At 70.3% G+C, this 20,636-nt stretch carries 13 protein-coding genes and 1 pseudogene; 7 read left to right on the forward strand and 7 right to left on the reverse strand.

What is annotated here, in order from left to right; translation table 11 throughout:
* Positions 1 to 28 precede the first annotated feature (28 nt).
* The 5 genes from ACZ5XS_RS10890 to ACZ5XS_RS10910 all read right to left on the reverse strand — a co-directional run bounded on the left by ACZ5XS_RS10890 (position 29) and on the right by ACZ5XS_RS10910 (position 7,138).
* A complete protein-coding gene (locus ACZ5XS_RS10890) occupies positions 29 to 490 on the reverse strand; it encodes a hypothetical protein (RefSeq protein ID WP_468649892.1) in 462 nt (153 codons plus the stop codon).
* Positions 487 to 2,688 (reverse strand): site-specific integrase, encoded by a 2,202-nt coding sequence (locus ACZ5XS_RS10895; protein WP_468649894.1) that lies wholly within the window; start codon positions 2,686 to 2,688, stop codon positions 487 to 489. The genes ACZ5XS_RS10890 and ACZ5XS_RS10895 overlap by 4 nt, the downstream gene beginning before the upstream one ends.
* Positions 2,685 to 4,391 carry a hypothetical protein gene (locus tag ACZ5XS_RS10900; RefSeq protein WP_468649896.1) on the reverse strand — a complete coding sequence of 569 codons (1,707 nt, stop codon included), beginning with the start codon at positions 4,389 to 4,391 and terminating at the stop codon, positions 2,685 to 2,687. The genes ACZ5XS_RS10895 and ACZ5XS_RS10900 overlap by 4 nt, the downstream gene beginning before the upstream one ends.
* Before the next feature lie 8 nt (positions 4,392 to 4,399).
* Positions 4,400 to 5,872 (reverse strand): site-specific integrase, encoded by a 1,473-nt coding sequence (locus tag ACZ5XS_RS10905; RefSeq protein ID WP_468649898.1) that lies wholly within the window; start codon positions 5,870 to 5,872, stop codon positions 4,400 to 4,402.
* 90 nt (positions 5,873 to 5,962) lie between these two features.
* Positions 5,963 to 7,138, reverse strand: coding sequence for a site-specific integrase (locus tag ACZ5XS_RS10910; protein WP_468649900.1), 1,176 nt, complete (start codon positions 7,136 to 7,138; stop codon positions 5,963 to 5,965).
* A gap of 34 nt (positions 7,139 to 7,172) precedes the next feature.
* Here ACZ5XS_RS10910 and ACZ5XS_RS10915 point away from each other — a divergent pair.
* The 4 genes and pseudogenes from ACZ5XS_RS10915 to ACZ5XS_RS10930 form a co-directional block, all read left to right on the forward strand.
* Positions 7,173 to 7,469 (forward strand): annotated as a pseudogene (locus ACZ5XS_RS10915) (aminoglycoside phosphotransferase family protein); the annotation flags it as partial.
* Positions 7,470 to 7,626: 157 nt separating this feature from the next.
* Positions 7,627 to 8,496: a hypothetical protein gene (locus ACZ5XS_RS10920; RefSeq protein ID WP_468649901.1), complete on the forward strand. Its 870-nt coding sequence runs from the start codon at positions 7,627 to 7,629 to the stop codon at positions 8,494 to 8,496.
* Positions 8,497 to 8,618: 122 nt separating this feature from the next.
* Positions 8,619 to 10,700 carry a pectinesterase family protein gene (locus tag ACZ5XS_RS10925; protein ID WP_468649903.1) on the forward strand — a complete coding sequence of 694 codons (2,082 nt, stop codon included), beginning with the start codon at positions 8,619 to 8,621 and terminating at the stop codon, positions 10,698 to 10,700.
* A gap of 354 nt (positions 10,701 to 11,054) precedes the next feature.
* Positions 11,055 to 11,402: a hypothetical protein gene (locus tag ACZ5XS_RS10930; protein ID WP_468650183.1), complete on the forward strand. Its 348-nt coding sequence runs from the start codon at positions 11,055 to 11,057 to the stop codon at positions 11,400 to 11,402.
* Between the two features lie 79 nt (positions 11,403 to 11,481).
* On the opposite strand, the gene ACZ5XS_RS10935 is transcribed toward ACZ5XS_RS10930, so the two are convergent.
* Positions 11,482 to 12,084, reverse strand: coding sequence for a CGNR zinc finger domain-containing protein (locus tag ACZ5XS_RS10935; protein WP_468649905.1), 603 nt, complete (start codon positions 12,082 to 12,084; stop codon positions 11,482 to 11,484).
* A gap of 91 nt (positions 12,085 to 12,175) precedes the next feature.
* On the opposite strand from ACZ5XS_RS10935, the gene ACZ5XS_RS10940 reads away from it, so the two are divergent.
* A complete protein-coding gene (locus ACZ5XS_RS10940; protein ID WP_468649907.1) occupies positions 12,176 to 12,970 on the forward strand; it encodes an MBL fold metallo-hydrolase in 795 nt (264 codons plus the stop codon).
* 562 nt (positions 12,971 to 13,532) lie between these two features.
* Positions 13,533 to 17,495 carry a WD40 repeat domain-containing protein gene (locus ACZ5XS_RS10945; RefSeq protein WP_468649909.1) on the forward strand — a complete coding sequence of 1,321 codons (3,963 nt, stop codon included), beginning with the start codon at positions 13,533 to 13,535 and terminating at the stop codon, positions 17,493 to 17,495.
* Positions 17,496 to 17,676: 181 nt separating this feature from the next.
* Here the strand turns inward: ACZ5XS_RS10945 and ACZ5XS_RS10950 are convergent, their stop codons facing one another.
* A complete protein-coding gene (locus ACZ5XS_RS10950; protein WP_468649911.1) occupies positions 17,677 to 18,990 on the reverse strand; it encodes an amidohydrolase family protein in 1,314 nt (437 codons plus the stop codon).
* Positions 18,991 to 19,204: 214 nt separating this feature from the next.
* On the opposite strand from ACZ5XS_RS10950, the gene ACZ5XS_RS10955 reads away from it, so the two are divergent.
* The gene (locus ACZ5XS_RS10955; RefSeq protein WP_468649913.1) at positions 19,205 to 20,617 is read left to right on the forward strand and encodes a serine/threonine-protein kinase; all 1,413 of its coding nucleotides are present in this window, start codon (positions 19,205 to 19,207) and stop codon (positions 20,615 to 20,617) included.
* Positions 20,618 to 20,636 lie beyond the last annotated feature (19 nt).

Consider the following 20,636-nt stretch of genomic DNA (forward strand, 5'->3'; position numbering starts at 1 on the left):
CCGGCTCGGCTGCTGTGGGCCGGGCATGTCAGCTGCAGGATCCGATTGTGGTTGTTCGGGCTGCTGGGAGGCGGGTCACACGGTTGACCGCGGCGGCGGTTTCGCGGAGATGGGCGATCTCTTCGTGCTGTGCGGCGAGTCGGGCGAGGGCCTGGGTGCGGAAGTCGGAGAGTTCATCGACGGTGCTCTCCGACTGGGCGAGCCGTTCCTTGAGCTTGGCGTTCTCCGTTTTGAGGCGTGCGATGTGGGCTTCCCGCGGGTCGGGGATCCCGCCAGCCTGGTGCAGGGTCTGTAGGCGTCGGTCGAACTCGACGCGGAGGTGAGCGTAGGGGCGGGTGCCGTAGAACGCGGTGCGGTCGACCCCTGCCTCACTGGCAAGGGTCTTGATGTCGCACTTGCCGCCAGGCGGGATCTCGCCGCGCAGGAGCCGGTCCATGGCGGCCCGGATGCGGTTCTCGTTCTCGGTCCGCTGGGCTGCGGAGATTCTCATGAGTCTTCGTCCTTGGTGGCGCTGGCGGCGTCGATCTCGGCGACGACCCGGAGGGCTCTGTCGTAGTCGGCCTGGAGGCGGGTTCGTTCGGTCTTGCGGGTCGCGCCGAGTTGGCCGATGAAGATCTTTGTCCTGTCGGCGTGTTCGGCCCAGACGGGTCGGTGACCAGGGTGGTGGGTGGCCTGCGGGCAGCGGGCGGAGTCACACATCCCGATCAGCGGACGGTCCGCGGTGGGGGTGCCCGCGAGTTTGAGGCAGAGTGCCCGGGAAGGGTCGGTGAACCAGCAGTAGTTCGCCGGTCCGAGGTGCAAGACCTTGGCGCGCTTGGTCAGGAGGTTGAGGACGTCGCGGTCGTTGCGCTGGGTTTTCGGGGCCGAGGCCGAGGCTGCATCGAGCTGGGCGTCGATGCTGGCGAAGAGCTCGGTGAGGCTGCGGGCGCCGGGACCGGCGGGCAGAACGCCCTGCTGGTAGTTTCGGAACTCCTCCAGTACCAGCTGGAGGTTGCGCTCGCTCTCGTGCTTGTTGACCTCGGCCAAAAGTTCGGCCTGAGCCCCGCCAGGACGCGAGGCATAGCCCTCCGTTGTGGCCACGGCGATATGTTTCATGTGGATCTTGGTGGCCAGGACGCCGCCGGGCCGGTAGGCCATCTCCAGGGACAAAGTCCGCCGCAGCATCCGCAGGTTGACTGGGCCCTCGGGGATCTGCGCCAGGCCAAGTCGCTTCCCGGCCTCGGAGTTGACCCAGTTCTTGAACCACTTGAAGCGGACGTTGAAGGAGAACCTGCCGATCAGCAAGGCGCCTTCTGCCGGGGCGTCGTGCAGTTGCTCGAGGAGTTCGATCGCTCGATAGACCGGCTCGATGACGACCCACTCGTCGTGGGTGCCGCCCAGCGGCTGCCCTTTGACGATCTTGCTTGCGATCCGGTAGCGGGGCAGGCCGGGGACGGCCTCTTCGGGCGGTCGTCGGCAGCCGATGCGCAATTCCATCAGCTCACTCGCGCGCATGCCTGAGATGGCGGCAGCGGTGATGATCGCGGCGGTGCGGACGATGCCGACCAGGGCGACTGCCTGAGGCCGGGACAGTGGCAGGGTCCAGGGCAGTGCCGATGTTCCGTCGGCCGCGGGGACCGGGTCGGCATCGCGGCCGAACGGTCTCTCGACGCCGACCTGCGCGAGGGCGTCTTCCAGCGCAGGCCGCATGGTGGGCAGCCACGGGTGGCAGAACTGGCTCAGCCCGGCCCGGCGGGCGAGGGTGCCCATGGCCACCGGGAGAAGGGGATCGCCCTCGGCCCAGCCCTGTTCGAGGCGTTTCGAGATGTAATGGTCGTCCAGCATGGGCAGGGCTGTGCACGTTCGCGTGTACTCGGCGAGGATCTCGCTGAGCTCCCGGACCGGGATGCGGTTCTTGGGGCCCACGCGCCGGATTCCTTGGGCTCGCCGTGCCGAGTGAAGGTCGGATTCGCGGACCGTGTGTGCCAGCTCGACAGCGTGCGGGCCCAGGGTGGACATCAGGTAGAGGGCGGCCGCGAGCATCGGCTGCATGATCTCGTCCGCGACCGGTTGGGTCTTGTTCTCCTCTCGGCCGCTGGGCATCTCCGCGACGGCGGAGGCGGTGGCGCCGCCCCAGGGCCGCAGCTCGGCAGGGACGCGGTCGGCGGTGAACAGGTCGCGGTAGTTCACCAGGTCGACGACGACCTGGGCGGCGGATCGCCTGGTCGCGTGGCTGTTCTCGCCGATCACAGCTCCGTCCTCGTCGAGCACGTAGCGGCGGTGAGCCAGGTATGCCTCGCAGTCCCGGGTGGTGATCAGCTGCAGGCTGATGGTCGCCCGCTCTCTCAGCCAGTTGAAGAAGCGGACGAGTTCGTCGAGACGACCGCGGCAACTGGTGACGTGGAGCGGGTTGCGGAAGGCGCGGGGCAAAGGGGCGACCGACTGGTGGCGTGGTGCGAGCATCGCCAGGACCAGTTCCTTGGCCACCAGTCGCCAACGCGAGTCTGTGATCAGGGTGAAGTCGAAGCGCCTGACCGAGGGGCTCAGCTGGGTCGGCAGCCCGATGACGTGGGTGAAGTCCCAGATGTCGTCCTCGAACGCGGGGCGAGCGGCGTTGTCCGGCAGGGTCAGGCCGGCTTCGTCGCAGATATCGGCGTCCGCGAAGACGGCAGAGCGTCCGTCGAAGGCGGGAGCGAGTGCGGTGCTCATGCGGTCATCTCCTCGGGCCGCAGAGGAAGTTCGGTATCCCGGTCGGTGACGTGGGCGGCGGCCGCAGTGACCACGGCCGGATCAAAGCGGTCTAGGACCTGCTGGATGCGGGCGGCGTAGGGGCCGAAGACCGCCATGAAGTGGGCGGCGGGCATCTGCTGCCACTGCCGGGAGAAGAACGCCTTCAGCCGCAGCAGGCTGACCGCATGCCGTGGCGCGAACACCGCCAGGGGACACAGCAGGCAGACCCAGGGGCGGGCCGGGCAGGGCTTGCCCTTCGGGCCGTGCAGTCCGGAGAGTTGATCGCCGCAGGCGGCGATGAACACATCCCGCTGTCCGCCGACGAGTTCGGCGATCACCTCGTCGTCCAGTGCAAGGTCCGCCACGAGCTGCGGATAGCCCTCGGCCAGGGCGGCGGCCTCCTCCTCGGTGAGCACCGTCGGCGGATGCGACCTGCGTAGCAGGTCATGTTGGGCGTCTTCGATCACGGCCTCGACCGCACGTTGCTGAGCGGGTGTCGCGGCCGTCAGATAGTGGTCGCCTTCGACGGCGGGGGTGTGGTTCGGGTCAATGGTGGCCCGGCCGCTGCCGGTCCACGCGCTCTTGTCCCGCATCGCCTCGTGCGTGGTGCGGATCCGGGACCGGTGGATCTTCAAGGGCTGCCCGTCGTCCCCGACCAACTGGTGCCGCAGGACCCACCGCTGGATGGCGACGCGGTCGAACTTCCTCACCCGCCGGTCACCGCCGGCCCGGCTCAGCCCCAACCACAGTTTGCGACCCTCGCCCGACGGCACGAAGCTCCGCAGCAGCGTGGAGTGGGCCAGCCACTGCTCCAGCAGACGCACAGCCCTGCGCGGCAGATTCAGGCTCTCGGCCGCGGTGCGGCCCTTGACGTAGGAGAGCAGGATCGTGGAGTCCCCGGCCCAGTCGACGTCCTGCGTGACCAGGTCCTCGATGCCGTCCGGCACGATGCCGGAGTAGATGCCGAACAACAAGCGGTAGGCGATGAGTACTTCCAGGTGCGGGAACAGGGCCTGCGTCGCGTCGTGGAAACCGCCGCGGCGGTGGACCAGAGCGGCCGAGATGCCGACGTTGCGGCCGAACTCGGAGATGCTCACCGGTCCGACGGTGGCCAGCAGCCAGCGAAGGTTCTGGGGAGTCCATCCGCTCTCGGCGGGATGCTGTCCGTGAGCGACAGCGGTCAGGGCCTGCCGGTGGGCCGCGTACGACTCCTCGACGAGCCGTCGGCAGAGGTCGCCCAGTCGCTGCCACTCGGTCTCCGAGTAGGGAGGCAGGGCGTGGTGATTCGGCTGAACGTTGAAGTTCCGTCCGGCCGCGAGCTCCAGCACGCCGTCCCCCAGCGAGCCGCCGACCTGGCCGAACGCCTCGACCATCGCGCGGGTGCACGCCTCCCGACCGCCCGAGCATCCCATCAAATACTCGGCCAGCCTGGCCCGTCTGATCTGGTCAAGGCCGCGGGTGAAGCCCTGCGCGGCCAGGGTCCGCACCATGCCCCGGATCGCCTGGGCGTAATGGTTGACCGTGCCGGCGGAATCCGCGGTGCCGTGCGGGTGGATCAGATCCACCAGGCCGGTGGCCAGCTGCCGGGCCAGCAACGGGTTCGGCAAGCCGTCCAGCGAGAACGTCGCACGGCTGCCGTCGCTGAACACGCAGGTGATTCCGAGAGGTTGGTCGATCAGCATGGTCGGCATCAGGAAGCCCCGCCCTCGACGTCGTCGGTGAACTCGGCGGCGGCTTCCCGGTCGGCGCCCGCGTCGTCGGTCAGTCCGGCCGCGGCGCCCGCCCCCTCGTATGCCTCTCGGAAGATGCGGGTTGTGTCCAAGCGCCGGAGATACTTTTCCGTGGTGAGGACAGTGGTATGGCCGAGCAAATCGCGGAGCACAAGCAGCGGGTCGGCCTTGCTGAGGTAGAAGACCAGGGCGGCGTCGGCATCGGTGTCCCGTACGAGTTTCGCGGCCTGCCGGTAGTGTCCGGTGACCAGGTACTCCAGGGTTCTCATCGAGAAGGTGTGGCGACATCGATGGGGCCAGACGTGCGGGAACCGCGGCTCAAAGCGGGCCCGGATCCGGTCCGAGGTCCGCTCGAAGACCGTCGCCCACGCGGTGAACGGGCCGCCGCCGTTCTTCACCGCCAGCAGGCACGAACCGCCCTCCGGCGCGACCAGCCGACGGCGTTCTGCCGGGGTCAGCGACGCCCAGGGCCGCCGGATGCCGTTGATCAGCCCACCCCACTCGTCGGGTTCGGTCACCATCAACGGCTCGCCCCACCGTCGCGGCGGCCGCCACCGTGTGCCCTCCGCGGTGGCGGCCCGGTCCAGCTCCACGTAGTCGTGCACCGTGGCGAGGGCCTCGTAGGAGACCCAGGTGGTGCGGAACTTCTTGCCCTTGGTGATCCCGGTCGGCACCGGGAACGGGATCGGCACCGCAGTCGGCTCCGGCGGCAGCGCGGGGATCTCCCACGGCAGCAGGTAGGTGAACTCCTGCAGCCGCAGCCCGGTGGCCAGCGCGAGGTCCCCGACCGCCGCGTTGCGGGCCATCTCCCGGCCGTGAAAGCCGGTGTCCTGCGAGCCGTCGGGAGCCAGTCCCCGCATGCCCTTGCGGAACAGCTCGGTGAAGTCCGGCTCCAGATACTTGATCGTCACGTGCGGCTTCGGGGTGCGGCGGACCGCCAGGTTCACCTTCACCTCCCGGCCGGTGCCCGCGAACAGAGCCCGCGCGGCCCGGTAGGTGAACGGCTCGGCCGTCGCGTACCCCTCATTGATCGCCCACCGGTAGAACAGCGACAGGATGCTCATGTGCTGGCCCCACGTCGTCGCCGCGAACCGGGCCTTCAACGGGCCCGCCGCCCGGTGCTCGGCATACCGGCTCAGCCCAGCCTTCAACCGCTCCCGCGAGTCGAACAACCCAACCCCGTGCTCGGTCAGGAACTCCATCCACTCCTTGACCGCCCGCGCGTAGTTCTCCCATGAACTCGGCGCCGGCGCCCCGCTGGCCGGGAGCTCACGCAGCCACCGGTTCACCACCGCAGCCGGGCGCAGGGCAGCCGGACCGTCCTCGAAGCGCAAGTCGTCGTCGACGAGCACGGGCATCCCCTCGGGGATCAACGGCCGATGCTCGACTTCCCAGGACTCCCAGCCCCGGGACGAGAAGAAACTCAGGATCATGAGCGCCGACAGTAGAAACACCACACGGCTCAGCGCAAAACCCAAACTCCCAGGCCATCGGCCCAGTTGGAGTCAAACGCCACACGGAAACTAAGCAGAGACAAAGTGCCGCAACATATGGGCGGTGCAGCGGAAGGACTCCAACCCCAAGTCCTTGATCCGCTGGTTCGCGGCCTCGAAGGTGTGCTCCCACCCGCGCCCCTGCCGCGGTAGTCCATCCTCGTTCACCCAGAGCGCCACCGGCTCCAGACCGTGGTCGGTACGGCGGAGCAAACGCAGGCGGGTCCGTGGACCGATGTCGTTCCAGGACTTGGTCTCCGTGCCGCCGCGGCGGTCTTCCAACCTCACCGACTCGGTGCCGTCCGTCGACAGCACCAGGCGCCGGTCACCGATCCGCTCGTACCTGCCAGCGGTCTGGGCCCGCCGCACCGCCGCGGCCCGGGCGCCCTCGACGTAGGCGAGCACCCCCTTCATGGCCGACCGCGGTGTCCAGTACTTGTGCCCGTATCCACCCTTGGCGCAGGCGTCCGCCAGCTCGCAGGTGTAGTAACCGCGCCGCCGGTCATAGCGGGGCAGCTCCGGCAACGTCACACTCGCCCACTCCGACACTCGCAGCCCATTGCCGTACAGCCCGTCGCAGAACGCGACGTCACGCTGCTCGTTGCGGCCCTTCCACCACCGGTCAGGGCGCCCGGACAGATCCATCCCCCGCAGGCCCAGGTCACGCCACCGGGCATAGCCGCCCGGGTCCAACCACTTGACGTTCTCCTTCCGGGTGATCCGAGGCGGATCGAAGTCCTCGAACGGGTTGAAGACGCCGTACTGGGCGTTCACCCACTTGTAGAACTTCTTGAGCGCAGCGAGGTCTCGGGAGAACGAGTTCGTTTGGATCGACTGATCGTTCTCAGGATCTGTTACCCGCCAGAACATGAACTCCTGGGCATCCTCCTCAGTGGTCTCCCACCAGCTGATCCCAAGCTTCACCAGGAAGTTCAGCCACACCCCCACCGAGTAGGTGTAGTCCCGCCGCGTGCCTTCGTCGAGGTTCCGCCACTTCGCGGAGGCAAGGCATGCATTGACCCGTAGGTCCGGCCGTCCGTCCGGGCCGATCAAGAACCGCTGTTCGTCGCGGATGCCCAGGCTCTCCGCCCACGACGGCAGGTTCAGGGCACGTTCGGGAAGTACGTCGGCAAGTGCACCGAGGGACCGGCCAAGGTCGAATCGATGGACTTGCCAGCATTGAGGATCTCCTGCAGCGAATGTCACACAGACATCAACGCGTCTGACCAACAACAGTCACTCGATACAGAACAAGGGCTACGCGGGGGACCCGGCCTACGACGGCGGCACCCTGCTGAAGTCGCGTGCCCTCGCCCTGCTGGCGGCCGATGACCTGTCCAAGGCCGCGCACCGCGCTCTGGACGTCTTCGCCGAGGCGGCGGAGCTCGACCGCGAACGGGTCCGGCGGTGGGCCCAGTTCCACGCGGTCCGGACCGCGTTCCACGGACGCCGGCACGGATTCCGGGTCGCTCGTGGAGGGGCCCGGCGGGACTGGTTCGTCCGCTTCGCGGACGCGCTCGCGGAGTTGCTCACTTAAACGGGCAAAGACCGACAGGCAGCCCCGCCTCCCTGTCAATGTCCTGTCATTCCTCACGCACTTCCGACCCTACTCGTGAGTTCTCTGCAATCTTCCTGGGCTGTCAGACAGGTGTCCCACGCACCTGTGCACTGCACTCAGGAATGAGCCACCCCCCATGCGACTCATCCGCACATCACGTGGCAAGGCGCGCAAAGCCCTCAAGAGGAGCGCCCTGATCACCGCCTCCACCGCCCTCGCCCTGACCGGTCTGCTGGCCGGCACCGGCTCCGCGCAGGCGGCGGGCGGCCCGGGCGGAGCGACGGACATCCGGGGCACCGACCCCGGGAACACCGACCTGATGATCGAGCGGCTCTGTGAGCAGGAGGCAAGCCTGACGGGCGTCTACGGCGCCCTCAACGTCGACACCGGCGAGTTCAAGACCCGCGACGAGTACCTGCGGGACGTGGCTCCGCTGTGGATACCCGCCGGGCCGTGGGAGGTCTTCCGCGGCTGGTGCGGTTACGCACAGGCCTCGACCTGGTCCACCAAGGGCGAGCCGGTCCGCGTCTCCCCCTGGATCGGCAACCGGGGCTCGAAGGACGACAAGGAGACCTTCGTCAGCAGCTACAGCACCAAGACGTTCGCGAAGAAGAGCGTCGGTGCCTCGATCAGCCTGTCCCTCGCCAAGAGCATCTTCTCGGGCACCGCGGGCGGCAGCGCCGGCTACGAGTGGGGCTGGGAGAAGACCTCGTCCTTCGAGCGCCGCAGCGAGAAGACGATCCCGCCGTGCACCCAGGTCGCCGTGACCTGGACGCCGTACCAGCGCGTGGTGCGCGTCAACCCGGTCTTCTACGTCGAGGACTACGAGTGGGACAAGGGCAACGGCCACAAGACCGTGCACAGTTGGCGCGACCGGGGCTACAACACGGTCTACTCCTACGGCTACTACATCGACGGCACCTCCGACAAGCTCCTGCCCAACGGGCAGCCCGACGGCCGGGAGGACAAGTGGGAGCAGAAACTGGACCCGAAGACCTGCGCGTGATCGGGGTCCGGAAGACCTGCGCCTGAGCGGAGCCTGAGGCCTTTCGCGGCAACCTTTTGCCCACCAGCTCCGACCAGCAAGTGATGTGATCCCCCTGTCACTTGACTCGATCGGATGCAGTCGTGAGTGAAACCCGCAGCAAGCCCCGCCATCGCAGGAGGAAGACCGCGCTGGCGGTCGGCGTCCCCCTGGCGCTGACCGCCACCGGAACTCTCGCCTACGGAACGGACCTCGGCGTCTTCGGTCAGGACGTTCAGAGGACGGCCTCCGCCGCCCCCGCGGCCCCCGCCTGGGCGACCGCCACCGCCGACGGCTTCGCCTCCGTCGACGCCCTGGGACAGAACGGCACGTACGGCGGCCGGGACGGCAGGACCGTCACCGTGAAGACGCTCGCGGACCTGGAGAAGTACGCGACCGCCGCCGAGCCGTACGTCATCGTCGTGGCCGCCACCATCAACATGAACCCGGTCGGCAAGGAGATCAAGGTCGCCTCCGACAAGACGATCGTCGGCGCCGGGACCTCCGGGCACATCGTCGGCGGCGGGTTCTTCCTCGGCACCGGCGTCCACAACGTGATCATCCGGAACCTCACCATCCGGGACGCGTACCAGGGCGTCTGGAACGACAAGGACCACGACTTCGACGCCATCCAGATGGACGGCGCCCACCACGTCTGGATCGACCACAACGACCTGCGGAACATGGCCGACGGGCTCATCGACGTCCGCAAGGACACCACGAACGTGACCGTGTCCTGGAACAAGCTCAGCCAGGACAACAAGGCCTTCGGCATCGGCTGGACCGAGAACGTCGTCACCGACATCACGATCCACCACAACTGGATCCGCGAGACCGAGCAGCGCAACCCGTCGACCGACAACGCGGCCCACGCGCACCTCTACAACAACTTCCTGGAGGACGTCGCCGGCACCGGCATCAACTCCTCCTACGGCAACTACTCGCGCGGCGCGACCAAGATGGTCCTGGAGAACTCCTACTTCCAGGGCATGAAGAACCCCGTCATCAAGGACAGCACCGCGAGCATCGTCCAGAAGGGCAACACCTTCGTCGGGACCAGTGGACGCAACGAGAGCGGCGGTACGGCCTTCGACCCGAAGACGTACTACGCCTACACGCCGGACAAGACGGCGGACGTGCCCGCGCTGCTGAAGTCGGGGGTGGGCCCGAGGAGTTCGATCGGCACCTCCACGGCTGCCACGACCGCCGGCGCCGCGGCCGCCGCTGCCACCACCCTCACCGTCGCCAAGGACGGCAGCGGGCAGTACGCGACCGTGCAGGCCGCGGTGAACGCCGTACCGGCGAACAACCCGTCGCGGGTCGTGATCTCCGTCAAGCCGGGGACGTACCGCGAACTCGTCAAGGTCCCCGCCAACAAGCCGCACGTCACCATCCAGGGCACGGGCGGCAGCCGCAAGGACACGGTGATCGTCTACAACAACGCGTCCGGGACACCGAAGCCCGACGGCTCGGGCACCTACGGCACCGGGGGCAGCGCCACCGTGGCCGTCGAGGCGGACGACTTCCAGGCCCGCAACCTGACCATCTCCAACGACTTCGACGAGGCCGCCAACCAGTCCCTCTCCGGCCACCAGGCCGTCGCCCTGCGCACCGCGGCCGACAAGGTCTTCCTGGACTCCGTCATCGTCAGCGGTGACCAGGACACCCTGCTGGTGGACACCGCGTCGAAGGACAAACTGGGCCGCGTCTACATGGCGAACTCCTACGTCATCGGCAACGTCGACTTCATCTTCGGCCGGGCGACCGCGGTGATCGACCGCTCGGTCATCACCCTCAAGAAGCGCTGGAACGGCACCTCGGCCGGCTACGTCACCGCCCCGAGCACGGTGGCGGGCCGCAAGGGCATCCTGATCGCCAACTCCACCGTCAACGGCGACGTCTCCGACCGCACCTTCTACCTCGGCCGCCCCTGGCACGCCGGCGGCGACGCCGCCCTCGACCCGCAGACCACGGTCCGCAACACCAACCTCAGCGCCGCGATCCGGACCACCCCCTGGACCGACATGAGCGGCTTCTCCTGGAAGGACGACCGCTTCGCCGAGTACAGGAACACCGGCGCGGGCGCGGGCGCCGCGAGCACCGACCGCCCCCTCCTGACCGACGCGCAGGCCGCGGGCCAGGAGGTCGCGGACTGGCTGGGCGACTGGACACCTTCGGCTTCCTGACGTCCCCTGTCCTCCCCGCCCCCTGCCTCAGCGGGGGCGGGGAGGGTCGCGGTGCCAGTTGACCAACGTGCTCACCAGTCGCGTCCTGGCCGCCCGCTGACCACCGTCCCTGCAAGAAGGTGCCGTCATGGGGGTGGGACGGCGGGGTATGGTCCGAAGGGGAGTCACGGGCTGCCCCTGTGAGGACGGGCGACGTGCTGTGGAGGAGCGGGCCGGGTGGACTCGCTCGGAAACGGGAAGACGGTCCGTGACCGGAACGGGAGACGGTCCGCAGATGCCGGACGTCGACTGGCGGCACGGCTCGCAGCCATGCCGCTCCGGAACATCCGGCACGACGAACAGGAAGCGGCACCGATGATGTACGACCAGACACGCGCCCAGCAGCCCGCGGACCGCACCTCGGGCCGCTCCGAGCGCCGTACCCAGGGCCCTGAACCGCTGGTCCCGTCGGACGAGCGGGACAGGATCGGCGTGCGCCTCGGACACGCCGTCAACGCTTTCGCCGACGCCCCGCGGGATGCGCTGGAGGAGGCCGAGGGCGCCTTCGACGAGGCCACCGCCCAGATCGTCGGCGCTCTCGCCGAACAGCGGCGTCTCCTTCGCGAGGGCTGGGAGGGCCGGGACCCCGAGACGGACTCCACCGAACTCCGTCTCGCGCTGAGGCAGTACCGGGAGATCACCCAGCGGCTGCTGCGCCTCTAGTTGCGCCTCTGGTCGCGTCTCCGGTGGCGCCTCCGGCCGCGACGCCGCCGCGCGTGACGACCTGTTCGAGCAGCGGCGTTCAGTCCGTCGTTCCGCGGCCGGTGCGGCGCGCGTAGGCGCGGGCAGCGCGGGCTCGGTCGCCGCAGCGGGTCGAGCACCAGTGGCGGCGACCGTGTTTGAGCAGGTAGCGGGTGCAGGGTGGGGAGCCGCAGGCGGTGAGGCGTTCGGCGTCGGGGCCGGTGAGCAGGTCTGCCGCGTTGGCGGCGAGGGTCGCCAGGGCGTGGTCGACGATCTGCGTGGTGGGGTGCGGGGCGGCGCGGTAGGGGCCGTTCTTCTCGTCCCAGTGCAGCAGGGCGGCCGTGGGGACCCGGGTCAGCGCGTCGTTGACGGCGGCGAGTGGCGGGGGCAGGGCGGGGAGCCCGGCGACGCGGGACGCGAGCAGCGCCCGGATGTTCTCGCGCAGAGAGCGCAGTTGCGCCGCGCACATCTCCCGCAGTCCGGCGTCCGCCGGGGCGAGGCCGCGTTCGACCAGCCACTGCTGGGCGGCGGCGGGGGTGCCGAGGAGATCGAGGAACTGGCCGCCGGGCAGCGCGATGGCGGTGTTGGCGAAGTCGAGGGCGAGGTACTGCTCCGCGCCCGGCGCGGGCGGCGGTACGGGCTCGGCGGTCACGGTCTCCTGCATGGATCTCATGGTACGGCTTGCGGCCATCCGTGAGACAGGGCTACCGTCTCTCACGGATAGACCCATTCCATCCGTGAGGTGTGCTTCCTTCATGACCGCTGCCCGCACGAACGACCAGCAGACCGACCAGCAGCTCCCCGTCCGCGTCCTCGGCGGCCCCACCGCCCTCTTCGAGTACGGCGGCCTGCGCTTTCTGACCGACCCCACCTTCGACGCGCCCGGCGACTACCCGGAGCCCGGCCGTCCGCTCCTGACCAAGACCGCGCCCTCGGCCGTCGCCCCCGGCGATCTCGGCCGGGTCGACGTGGTCCTGCTCTCGCACGACGAGCACGCCGACAACCTCGACCGCTCCGGCCGGGCCCTGCTCGCCGACGTCCCGCTCACCCTCACCACGCCCGCCGGCGGACAGCGCCTGGGCGGCAGCGCCAAGGGACTTGAGGACTGGGAGTCCGTCGAGCTGGACCGCCCGGACGGTGGCACGGTCACGGTGACCGGCGTGCCCGCGATCCACGGGCCCGGGACGCACGAGGAGGTCGTACCGATCACCGGACAGGTGGTCGGCTTCGTCCTGACCGGCGCGGACCTGCCCACCGTCTACGTCAGCGGCGACAACGCCTCGCTCGAGGCGGTCCGGCGGATCGCCGAGCGCTTCGGTCCGGTCGGCACCGCCGTCCTGTTCGCCGGGGCGCCACGCTTCCCGGTGCTGTTCGACGGCGAACCGCTCGTCCTCGACAGCGCCCAGGCGGCCGAGGCGGCGCGGATCCTCGACGCGCGCCGGGTGGTTCCCGTGCACTGCGACAGCTGGGCCCACTTCACCGAGAGCCGCGAGGACGTCGTGAAGGCGTTCACCACCGCCGGGCTGGCCGACCGCCTCCAGCTGGACTGAGTGAAAGGGCCCTGAGGCGGGAAACAGCCGGCACGCGTCGTCCGGCACCGGTCCCTCCCCTCGTGGGGACCGGTGCCGAACGGTGCGGACGGCGTCGATCCACGCCGTGTCGGCGTGGATCGCGGAAAGGCCGGGCCCGTGGCCGGTGTGCGCGCGGTCCGGATGGGACCGGCTCCACGGGGCTCTGGAGCTCATGGGAGGAGACCGACGCGCCGTGTCGTGATTCCGGCGCAAGTTGACCGAGAACGTACGGCGCCATGATGGGTCTCTCCGAGCGCTGAGCTGGTGGCCTGTCTGGACGACGTCCGCTTGCCGCGCTGTTGCGTCGTGATCCTGCCAGCAGGGGGCCCCGCTGGGGAGGTTCCGGTACCCGCCCGGATCCTTAACCGCAGGTCAGCCATATAAAATGGGTTTTCCGGTCCGGACGGTCCAGTGGCTTGGACGGACCGGTGTCACGGGAGGGTCGGGTGGTTCGAGCGGGCAGAGCGGTCCAGTGGTCCGGACGGGCCGGTGGCTCGAACAGCCCGGTGGTACGGATGTCCCGACGCGAAGGAAGTAAGGGGTGGACGCCTTGAGTTCCGACTCAGGGGCACGGACGGCCTTCGCGGAACGCCTCGCGCTGTTGTACCGGGAGGCCGGCAACCCTCCCCTCAAGAGCGTGTCAGAAGCGGTCGTACGACTGCAGCGGGTCGACGAGCGCGGGCGGGCCGTACGGGTGTCCGCCCAGCGGATCAGCGACTGGCGGCGGGCCAGGAACGTGCCCGCCCAGTTCGCCGCCCTCTCCGCCGTACTGCAGGTCCTGATTCCCCACGCCCGCCGCGAGCGGCCCGCGCCGGTGGCGCCCGGGCTGTACGACCTGGTCCAGTGGCAGCGGCTGTGGGAGCGGGCGGTGGCCGATCCGGCCGGCGAGCGCCCCGCCGCCGCTCCGGAGAAGGAGGAGGAACAGCGGGCCGGCGTCTGCCCCTACCGCGGGCTCGCCTCCTACCGGCAGCAGGACGCCCGGTGGTTCTTCGGCCGGGAACGGAGCACCGGGGCCCTGGTCGCCCAGCTGCGTGCGGCGGAGGAAACGGGCGGCCTGGTGATGCTCGTCGGCGCCTCGGGGGCCGGAAAGTCCTCCCTGCTGAACGCCGGCCTGGTGCCGGCGCTGGAGCGCGGCGCGCTGGGCGACGAGAGCGACGCCCCGGCGCGGGAGGTGCTCCAGCTCGTGCCGGGCGCCGATCCGCTCGCGGAGCTGACCGGACGGATACCCCGACTCGCGGAGGTCACGGCCGCCGCGGAAAATCCCGACGCCGTACGGGACGCCGTGACCGCGTGGGCGACGCGGCGCGGGAACACCGCCGCTCCGGTCGTCATCATCGACCAGTTCGAGGAAACGTTTACCCTCTGCTCCGACGAGGCGGACCGGCGTACGTTCATCCGGTTCCTGCACGCCGCGTGCACGCCCGCCGACCCGGGCGGGCAGGCCCCCGTGCTCGTGGTCCTCGGCATCCGGGCCGACTTCTACGAGCAGTGCCTCGGGTATCCCGAACTGGCCGACGCGCTCCAGCACCGGCACATGGTGCTCGGACCGCTGACCACCGCGGAGCTGCGGGAGGCGGTGACCGGGCCCGCCAAGGCCGTCGGGCTGGAGATGGAGCCGGGCCTGGCGGAGCTGATCGTGCGGGAGGTGAGCGCCGACGGGCCGCGTGGGGCGCACGACGCCGGGGTGCTGCCGCTGCTGTCGCACGCCCTGCTCGCCACCTGGCAGCGCCGGAAGGGGGGCCGCCTGACGCTGGCCGGGTACCGCGCGGCGGGCGGCATGCAGGGGGCGGTGGCGGCGACCGCCGAGCAGGCCTGGTCCGGGCTCGACCCGGCGGCCCGTACGGCCGCGCGACTGCTGCTGCTGCGGCTGGTCCGGCTGGGCGAGGACACCCAGGCGACCCGTCGGCGCGGGACGCGGCGGCAGTTGGCGGAGGAGTCGAGGGACCCGGGCAAGACGGAGGAGTCGCTCGAAGCGCTGGTGCGCGCCCGGCTGGTGACGCTCGACGCGGAGACCGTGGAGATCACCCACGAGGCGCTGCTGACCGCCTGGCCCCGGCTGCGCGACTGGATCGACGAGGGCCGCGGCGACCATCTGCTGCGCCAGCGCCTCGAGGAGGACGGCCGCGCCTGGGAGGGCTCCCACCGCGACACGTCCCTCCTCTACCGGGGTTCGCGGCTGGAGCAGGCCCACAGCTGGGCCAAGTCCGCCGGCGAGACCTTCCTGACCCGCAGCGCGGTGGACTTCCTGGCCGCCTCGGTCAGGTTGCGCAGGCGCACGGTCTGGATCAGCCGCGGCGCGGTGTCGGCGCTGGTCGTGCTGTCCATGGTGGCCGTCGGCGCGGCGGTGATGGCGTGGCAGCAGCGCAACGACGCGGTGTTCGAGCAGGTGGTCGCCGAAGCGGACCGCGTCCTGTACACCGACCCGTCGCTGTCCGCCCAGCTCGACCTGGTGGCCCACGAACTGCGGCCGGGCGACGAGGGGACGAACAACCGGCTGATCTCGATCGTGAACGCGCCGCTCGCCACCCCGCTGCTCGGCCACACCGGCGCCGTCTACCTCACCTCGTTCAGCCCGGACGGGCGCACCCTGGCCACCGCCAGCTACGACCGGACCGTACGCCTGTGGAACGTGCAGGACCCGACGCGCCCGAAACCCCTGGGCAAGCCCCTGACCGGGCACAAGAGCTGGGTGAGCAGCGCGGTCTTCGGCCCGGACGGGCACACGCTGGCCAGCGCCTCCGACGACGGCACGATCCGGCTGTGGGACGTACGGGACCCGAGCCGCCCCAGTCCCCTGGGCAAGCCGTTGACCGGCCATGACGGCACGATCTACCTGGTCGCCTTCAGCCCGGACGGGCAGACCCTGACCTCCGTCGGCGAGGACGGGAGCGTACGGCTGTGGGACGTGGCCGACCCGGACCGGCCGAAGGCACTCGACGTCCTGACCGGCCACTCCGCCGCCGTACGCTCGGTGGCGTTCAGCCCGGACGGGCGGACGCTGGCGACCGGGGCCGACGACGACACGGTCCGGCTGTGGGACATGGCCGACCCCCGGCACACACGCTCGCTCGGCCCGCCGCTCACCGGCCACACCGATCTCGTGCACTCCGTGGCGTTCAGCCCCGACGGCCGCACCCTGGCCAGCGGCAGCGCGGACAGCACCGTACGGCTGTGGAACGTGGCCGATCCACGGCGCGCACAGCCGCTGGGCTCGCCGCTCACCGGCCACACCGGTCCCATCTGGTCGGTGGCCTTCGGCCCCGAGGGCTCCATGCTCGCCGCCGCCAGCGCGGACAGCACGGCGATCCTGTGGAACGTCAGCGATCCGGCCTACCCCTCGCAGGTCGGCGAGCCACTCGCCGGGAGCAGCGGCGAGATGTACGCCCTGGGCTTCAGCCCCGACGGCCGCACCCTGGCCACCGGGAGCGGCGACAGCAAGGTCCGGCTGTGGTCGATACCGACGTCGGACATGGTCGGCCGCAGCGGGGCGTTCCGCCCGGACGGCCGGGTGCTGGCCACGGCCGGGCGCGACGGCCGGGTCCGGCTGTGGAACGTGGAGACTCCGGGCCGGCCGGTGTCGCTGAGCGAACCGTTCCTGGCCGGGGACGGCGGCCAGCGCTCGCTGGCGTTCTCCCCCGACGGCAACAGCCTCGCGGTGCTCACCGGGAACCGGTCGGTGCGCCTGTGGAACGTCACCGACCCGGCCCGGCCCGTCCCCCACGGGCCGCCGGTCACCCTGCGGACCCGGTACATGGGCCCGGACGCGCTGGCGTACAGCCCGGACGGGCGCACCCTGGCCACCCCCTACGACGACCGCACCGTCCAGTTGTGGAACGTCAGCGACCCGTCCCGTGTCGTTCCGCTCGGCAAGCCGCTGACCGGCCACAAGGGCTACGTCCTGTCCCTCGTCTTCAGCCCGGACGGCCGCACCCTCACCAGCGGCAGCGCGGACGGCACCGTCCGGCTCTGGCACGTGACCGCCCCCCGCCGCGCGAAGGCCCTCGGCACACCGCTCACCGGCCACCGCGGACCCGTCAACGTGCTCGCCTTCAGTCCGGACGGCCGGACGCTGGCCAGCGGCAGCGACGACGACTCGGTCCGGCTCTGGAACGTCACCGACCCCTCCGAAGCGACCCCCCAGGGCTCGCCCCTCACGGGCCACACCGAGGCGGTCGTGTCGCTGACCTTCAACCAGGACGGCGACACTCTGGCGAGCGGCGGCAACGACAACACGGTCCGGCTCTGGGACGTCGGCGACCCCGCCCACGCGTCTCCCATCGGCCAGTCGATGAGCCCCAACGCCAAGACCGGCAACTTCCTGTCCTTCAGCCCCAAGAGCCACATGCTCGGCGTGTCCAGCGGCACCGACACCGTCCGGCTGTGGAACCTCGACGTCGACGACGCGATCAGCCACATCTGCTCGGCCACCCGGGGTGTTCTCACGCCGGAGAAGTGGCACGAGTACCTGCCGCGTCTGTCGTACGAGCCCCCGTGCGACCAGTGAGCGCGGCCGCCTCGGACGCTGCTCGGACGCCCGCCCGGCCGCGTGATCCCGCTCACAACTCCTTGCGGGGGTTCAGCAGTCGTCTCCCGCCGGACAGGCAGCCTTGTTACTGTGGGCCATAGCCCGATCGCTGGTGCATCCCCCGTCGCCAGCGGTCGGGCCTTTCCGTTGCGTGCCGGACTCACCGGTCGAAGGGCAGTTCCAGCATCCGGATGGCGTTGCCCCGCATCAGTTTGTACGTGACCTCGTCGGAGAGGCCGGCCACGTGCTCCTCGGCGACCTGCTTGGTGTGCGGCCAGGTGGAGTCGACGTGCGGGTAGTCCGTCTCGAAGGTCGCGTTGTCCACGCCGACGGTGTCGATCGCCTCGATGCCGTGCCGGTCGCGGAAGAAGCAGCAGAAGATCTGCCGGTAGTAGTACGTCGACGGCGGCTCCGGGATCAGGTCCTTGACCCCGCCCCACGCCCGGTGCTCCTCCCAGACGTCGTCGGCGCGCTCCAGGGCGTAAGGGATCCAGCCCATCTGGCCCTCGCTGTACGCCAGTTTCAGTCGCGGGAACCTCACCAGGACGCCGGAGAAGAGGAAGTCCATCATCGACGCCATGGCGTTGTTGAAGCTCAGCGCGGCCTGGACGGCCGGAGGCGCGTCGGGGGACGCCGCCGGCATCTGCGACGAGGACCCGATGTGCATGTTCACCACGGTCCCGGTCTCCTCGCAGGCCGCGAAGAAGGGGTCCCAGTAGCCGGAGTGGATCGACGGCAGCCCCAGATACGTCGGGATCTCGCTGAACGTCACGGCCCGTACGCCCCGTTCGGCGTTGCGCCGGATCTCCGCGACGGCCAGGTCGATGTCCCACAGCGGGATCAGGCACAGCGGGATGAGCCGGCCGCCGCTGTCGCCGCACCACTCCTCGACCATCCAGTCGTTGTACGCCCGCACGCAGGCGAGCCCGACCTCCTTGTCCCTGGCCTCCGCGAAGGTCTGCCCGCAGAACCTCGGGAACGTCGGGAAGCACAGCGAGGCCTCGACATGGTTCATCTCCATGTCCTCCAGCCGGGCCTTCGGGTCCCAGCAGCCCCGCCGCATCTGCTCCCGCGTGATCCCGTCGAGTGTCATCTCGTCCCGTGAGAAGCCGACGGCCGCGATGATGCGCTTGTACGGGAAGAGGGCGCCCTCGTACTCCCACCAGTCGGTGATCTGACCGTCCGGGTCCGTGGTGAACCGGTACTTCCCGCCGACGTACTGGAGATCGCCGATGCCCGCGGTGAGCGGCTTCGGCCCCCTGTCCCGGTACTTCACCGGAAGCCACGTCTCGAACAGATGCGCGGGCTCGATCACGTGATCGTCCACGCTGATGACCTTGGGCAGTTCCCTGGCGTCGCTGTTGTCGACACTGACACTGACCACTGCTTGCCCCCTGCTGCCTGCCGACTCCTCGGCGTTGATCCGGCGCGGTTGTCCGGCGCGGTTGTCCGGCACAGATATCTGACGGTCCATCAGATTCAGCGTAGGGGGAGGCTTCGACGGCAGCAATACACACCGCCGTGATCGTGCGTCCGTGCGAGGGCCGGCGGGCCGTGGGTGAGAAACGGGGCGGCCGTCCCCCGGTAAGCTGGGTCGGCTGCGGCACCCCCCACCAACACCCCCGCCAACGAGGTGTGTTGAGTCCTGCGGCGGTCGAGACGTTCTACGGCATGAGGATGAAACACAGGTGCTGATAGCGGGCCGGTACCGGCTGCACGACCCCATCGGACGCGGTGCGATGGGAGAGGTCTGGCGGGCGTTCGACGAGACGCTCGGCCGGACGGTGGCCGTCAAGCTCCTCCTTCCCCACGACTCCGACCCGACGGCGACCTCGCGCTTCCGCCTGGAGGCCCAGACCGCCGGGCGGCTCAACCACCCGTACGTGGTGGCGGTCTACGACTTCGGCGAGTACGACGGCCGGCTCTTCCTGGTGATGGAACTGGTCGAGGGCGAGAGCCTGGACCGCCGGCTCAGTGCCGCCGGACCGCTCCCCGTCGAGCAGGTGGCCCGGATCGCCGCCCAGGCCGCCGCCGGGCTCGCCGCCGCCCACCAGCAGGGCATCGTGCACCGCGACATCAAGCCCGCCAACCTGCTGCTGGACGCCGACGGCACCCTGAAGATCGGCGACTTCGGCATCGCCCGCTTCGTGGACGACCCGTCCGGCGCGCTCACCACCACCGGCCAGATCGTCGGCACCAGCCTCTACCTCGCCCCCGAGCGCGCCCTGGGACGGGCCGCCGGTCCGGCCGCCGACGTGTACGCGCTCGGGTGTCTGCTCTACCAGCTCCTCACCGGGCGTCCGCCGTTCCAGGCCGACAGCGCGATGGCGATCCTGCACCAGCACCTCGACGCGGCTCCCCCGTCACCCCGGCAGGACCGGCCGGAACTGCCTCCCGCCTTCGAGAACTTCCTCCTCGGACTCCTCGCCAAGCGGCCCGAGGACCGTCCCACCGCGCCGCAGATCGCCGAGTGGTTCGGCGGCGGGGCGTGGCAGGGACGGTCGGCCCCGTTGCCGGAACCGGTTCCCGCACCCGCTCCCGCTCCTGCTCCCGCACCGGCATCCGCCCTCTCCGCGACGACGTACGCACTGCCGTCCGCAGCCGTACGCCCGTCCCGGTCCCGCGGGGCGGGACGCGCGGCCCGGCCGGGTGCCCGCGGCCCGGCCGCCCACCGGCCGAAGGTGGTGGCAACGGCCGCCGGAGTCCTGGTCTTCCTGGCCGCGATGCTCGCCGGCGTGCTCTGGTTCTCACCGGACAACAGCTCGGCGGAGAGCCCCGGAAGCGGTACGCCGACCGGCACCACCGGCACGAGCAGTACGAGCAGCGGCGACGGCGCGAACAGCACAGACGGCAGCGGCGGCAGCGGCGGCAGCGGCGGCTCTGTCACGGCCCCGGCGGCGGCCACGTCCCAGTCGTCCGGAACCAACCCGTCCGACCCGCCCCGGCCTTCCCTCACACCCACCTCGCCCGCCCCCGTCGTCACCTCGACGCCCCCCGCCCTCACTCCCGCCCCCACCGCGTCGGACGACGGGACGAAGGGCCAGGACGGTCAGGGCAAGGGCCAGGACGAGGAGGAAGAGGAGCTGGACGGGGAGGACTGACCACCGCCTCGCCCGACGG

The sequence above is a fragment of the Streptomyces sp. NPDC033131 genome (assembly GCF_055578365.1).

Coding starts and splice junctions, on each gene's coding strand:
- ACZ5XS_RS10890 (WP_468649892.1), bottom strand. CDS start 490: ATGAGAATCTCCGCAGCCCAGCGGACCGAGAACGAGAACCGCATCCGG.
- ACZ5XS_RS10895 (WP_468649894.1), bottom strand. CDS start 2,688: ATGAGCACCGCACTCGCTCCCGCCTTCGACGGACGCTCTGCCGTCTTC.
- ACZ5XS_RS10900 (WP_468649896.1), bottom strand. CDS start 4,391: ATGCTGATCGACCAACCTCTCGGAATCACCTGCGTGTTCAGCGACGGC.
- ACZ5XS_RS10905 (WP_468649898.1), bottom strand. CDS start 5,872: ATGATCCTGAGTTTCTTCTCGTCCCGGGGCTGGGAGTCCTGGGAAGTC.
- ACZ5XS_RS10920 (WP_468649901.1), top strand. CDS start 7,627: ATGCGACTCATCCGCACATCACGTGGCAAGGCGCGCAAAGCCCTCAAG.
- ACZ5XS_RS10930 (WP_468650183.1), top strand. CDS start 11,055: ATGATGTACGACCAGACACGCGCCCAGCAGCCCGCGGACCGCACCTCG.
- ACZ5XS_RS10935 (WP_468649905.1), bottom strand. CDS start 12,084: ATGCAGGAGACCGTGACCGCCGAGCCCGTACCGCCGCCCGCGCCGGGC.
- ACZ5XS_RS10940 (WP_468649907.1), top strand. CDS start 12,176: ATGACCGCTGCCCGCACGAACGACCAGCAGACCGACCAGCAGCTCCCC.
- ACZ5XS_RS10950 (WP_468649911.1), bottom strand. CDS start 18,990: ATGGACCGTCAGATATCTGTGCCGGACAACCGCGCCGGACAACCGCGC.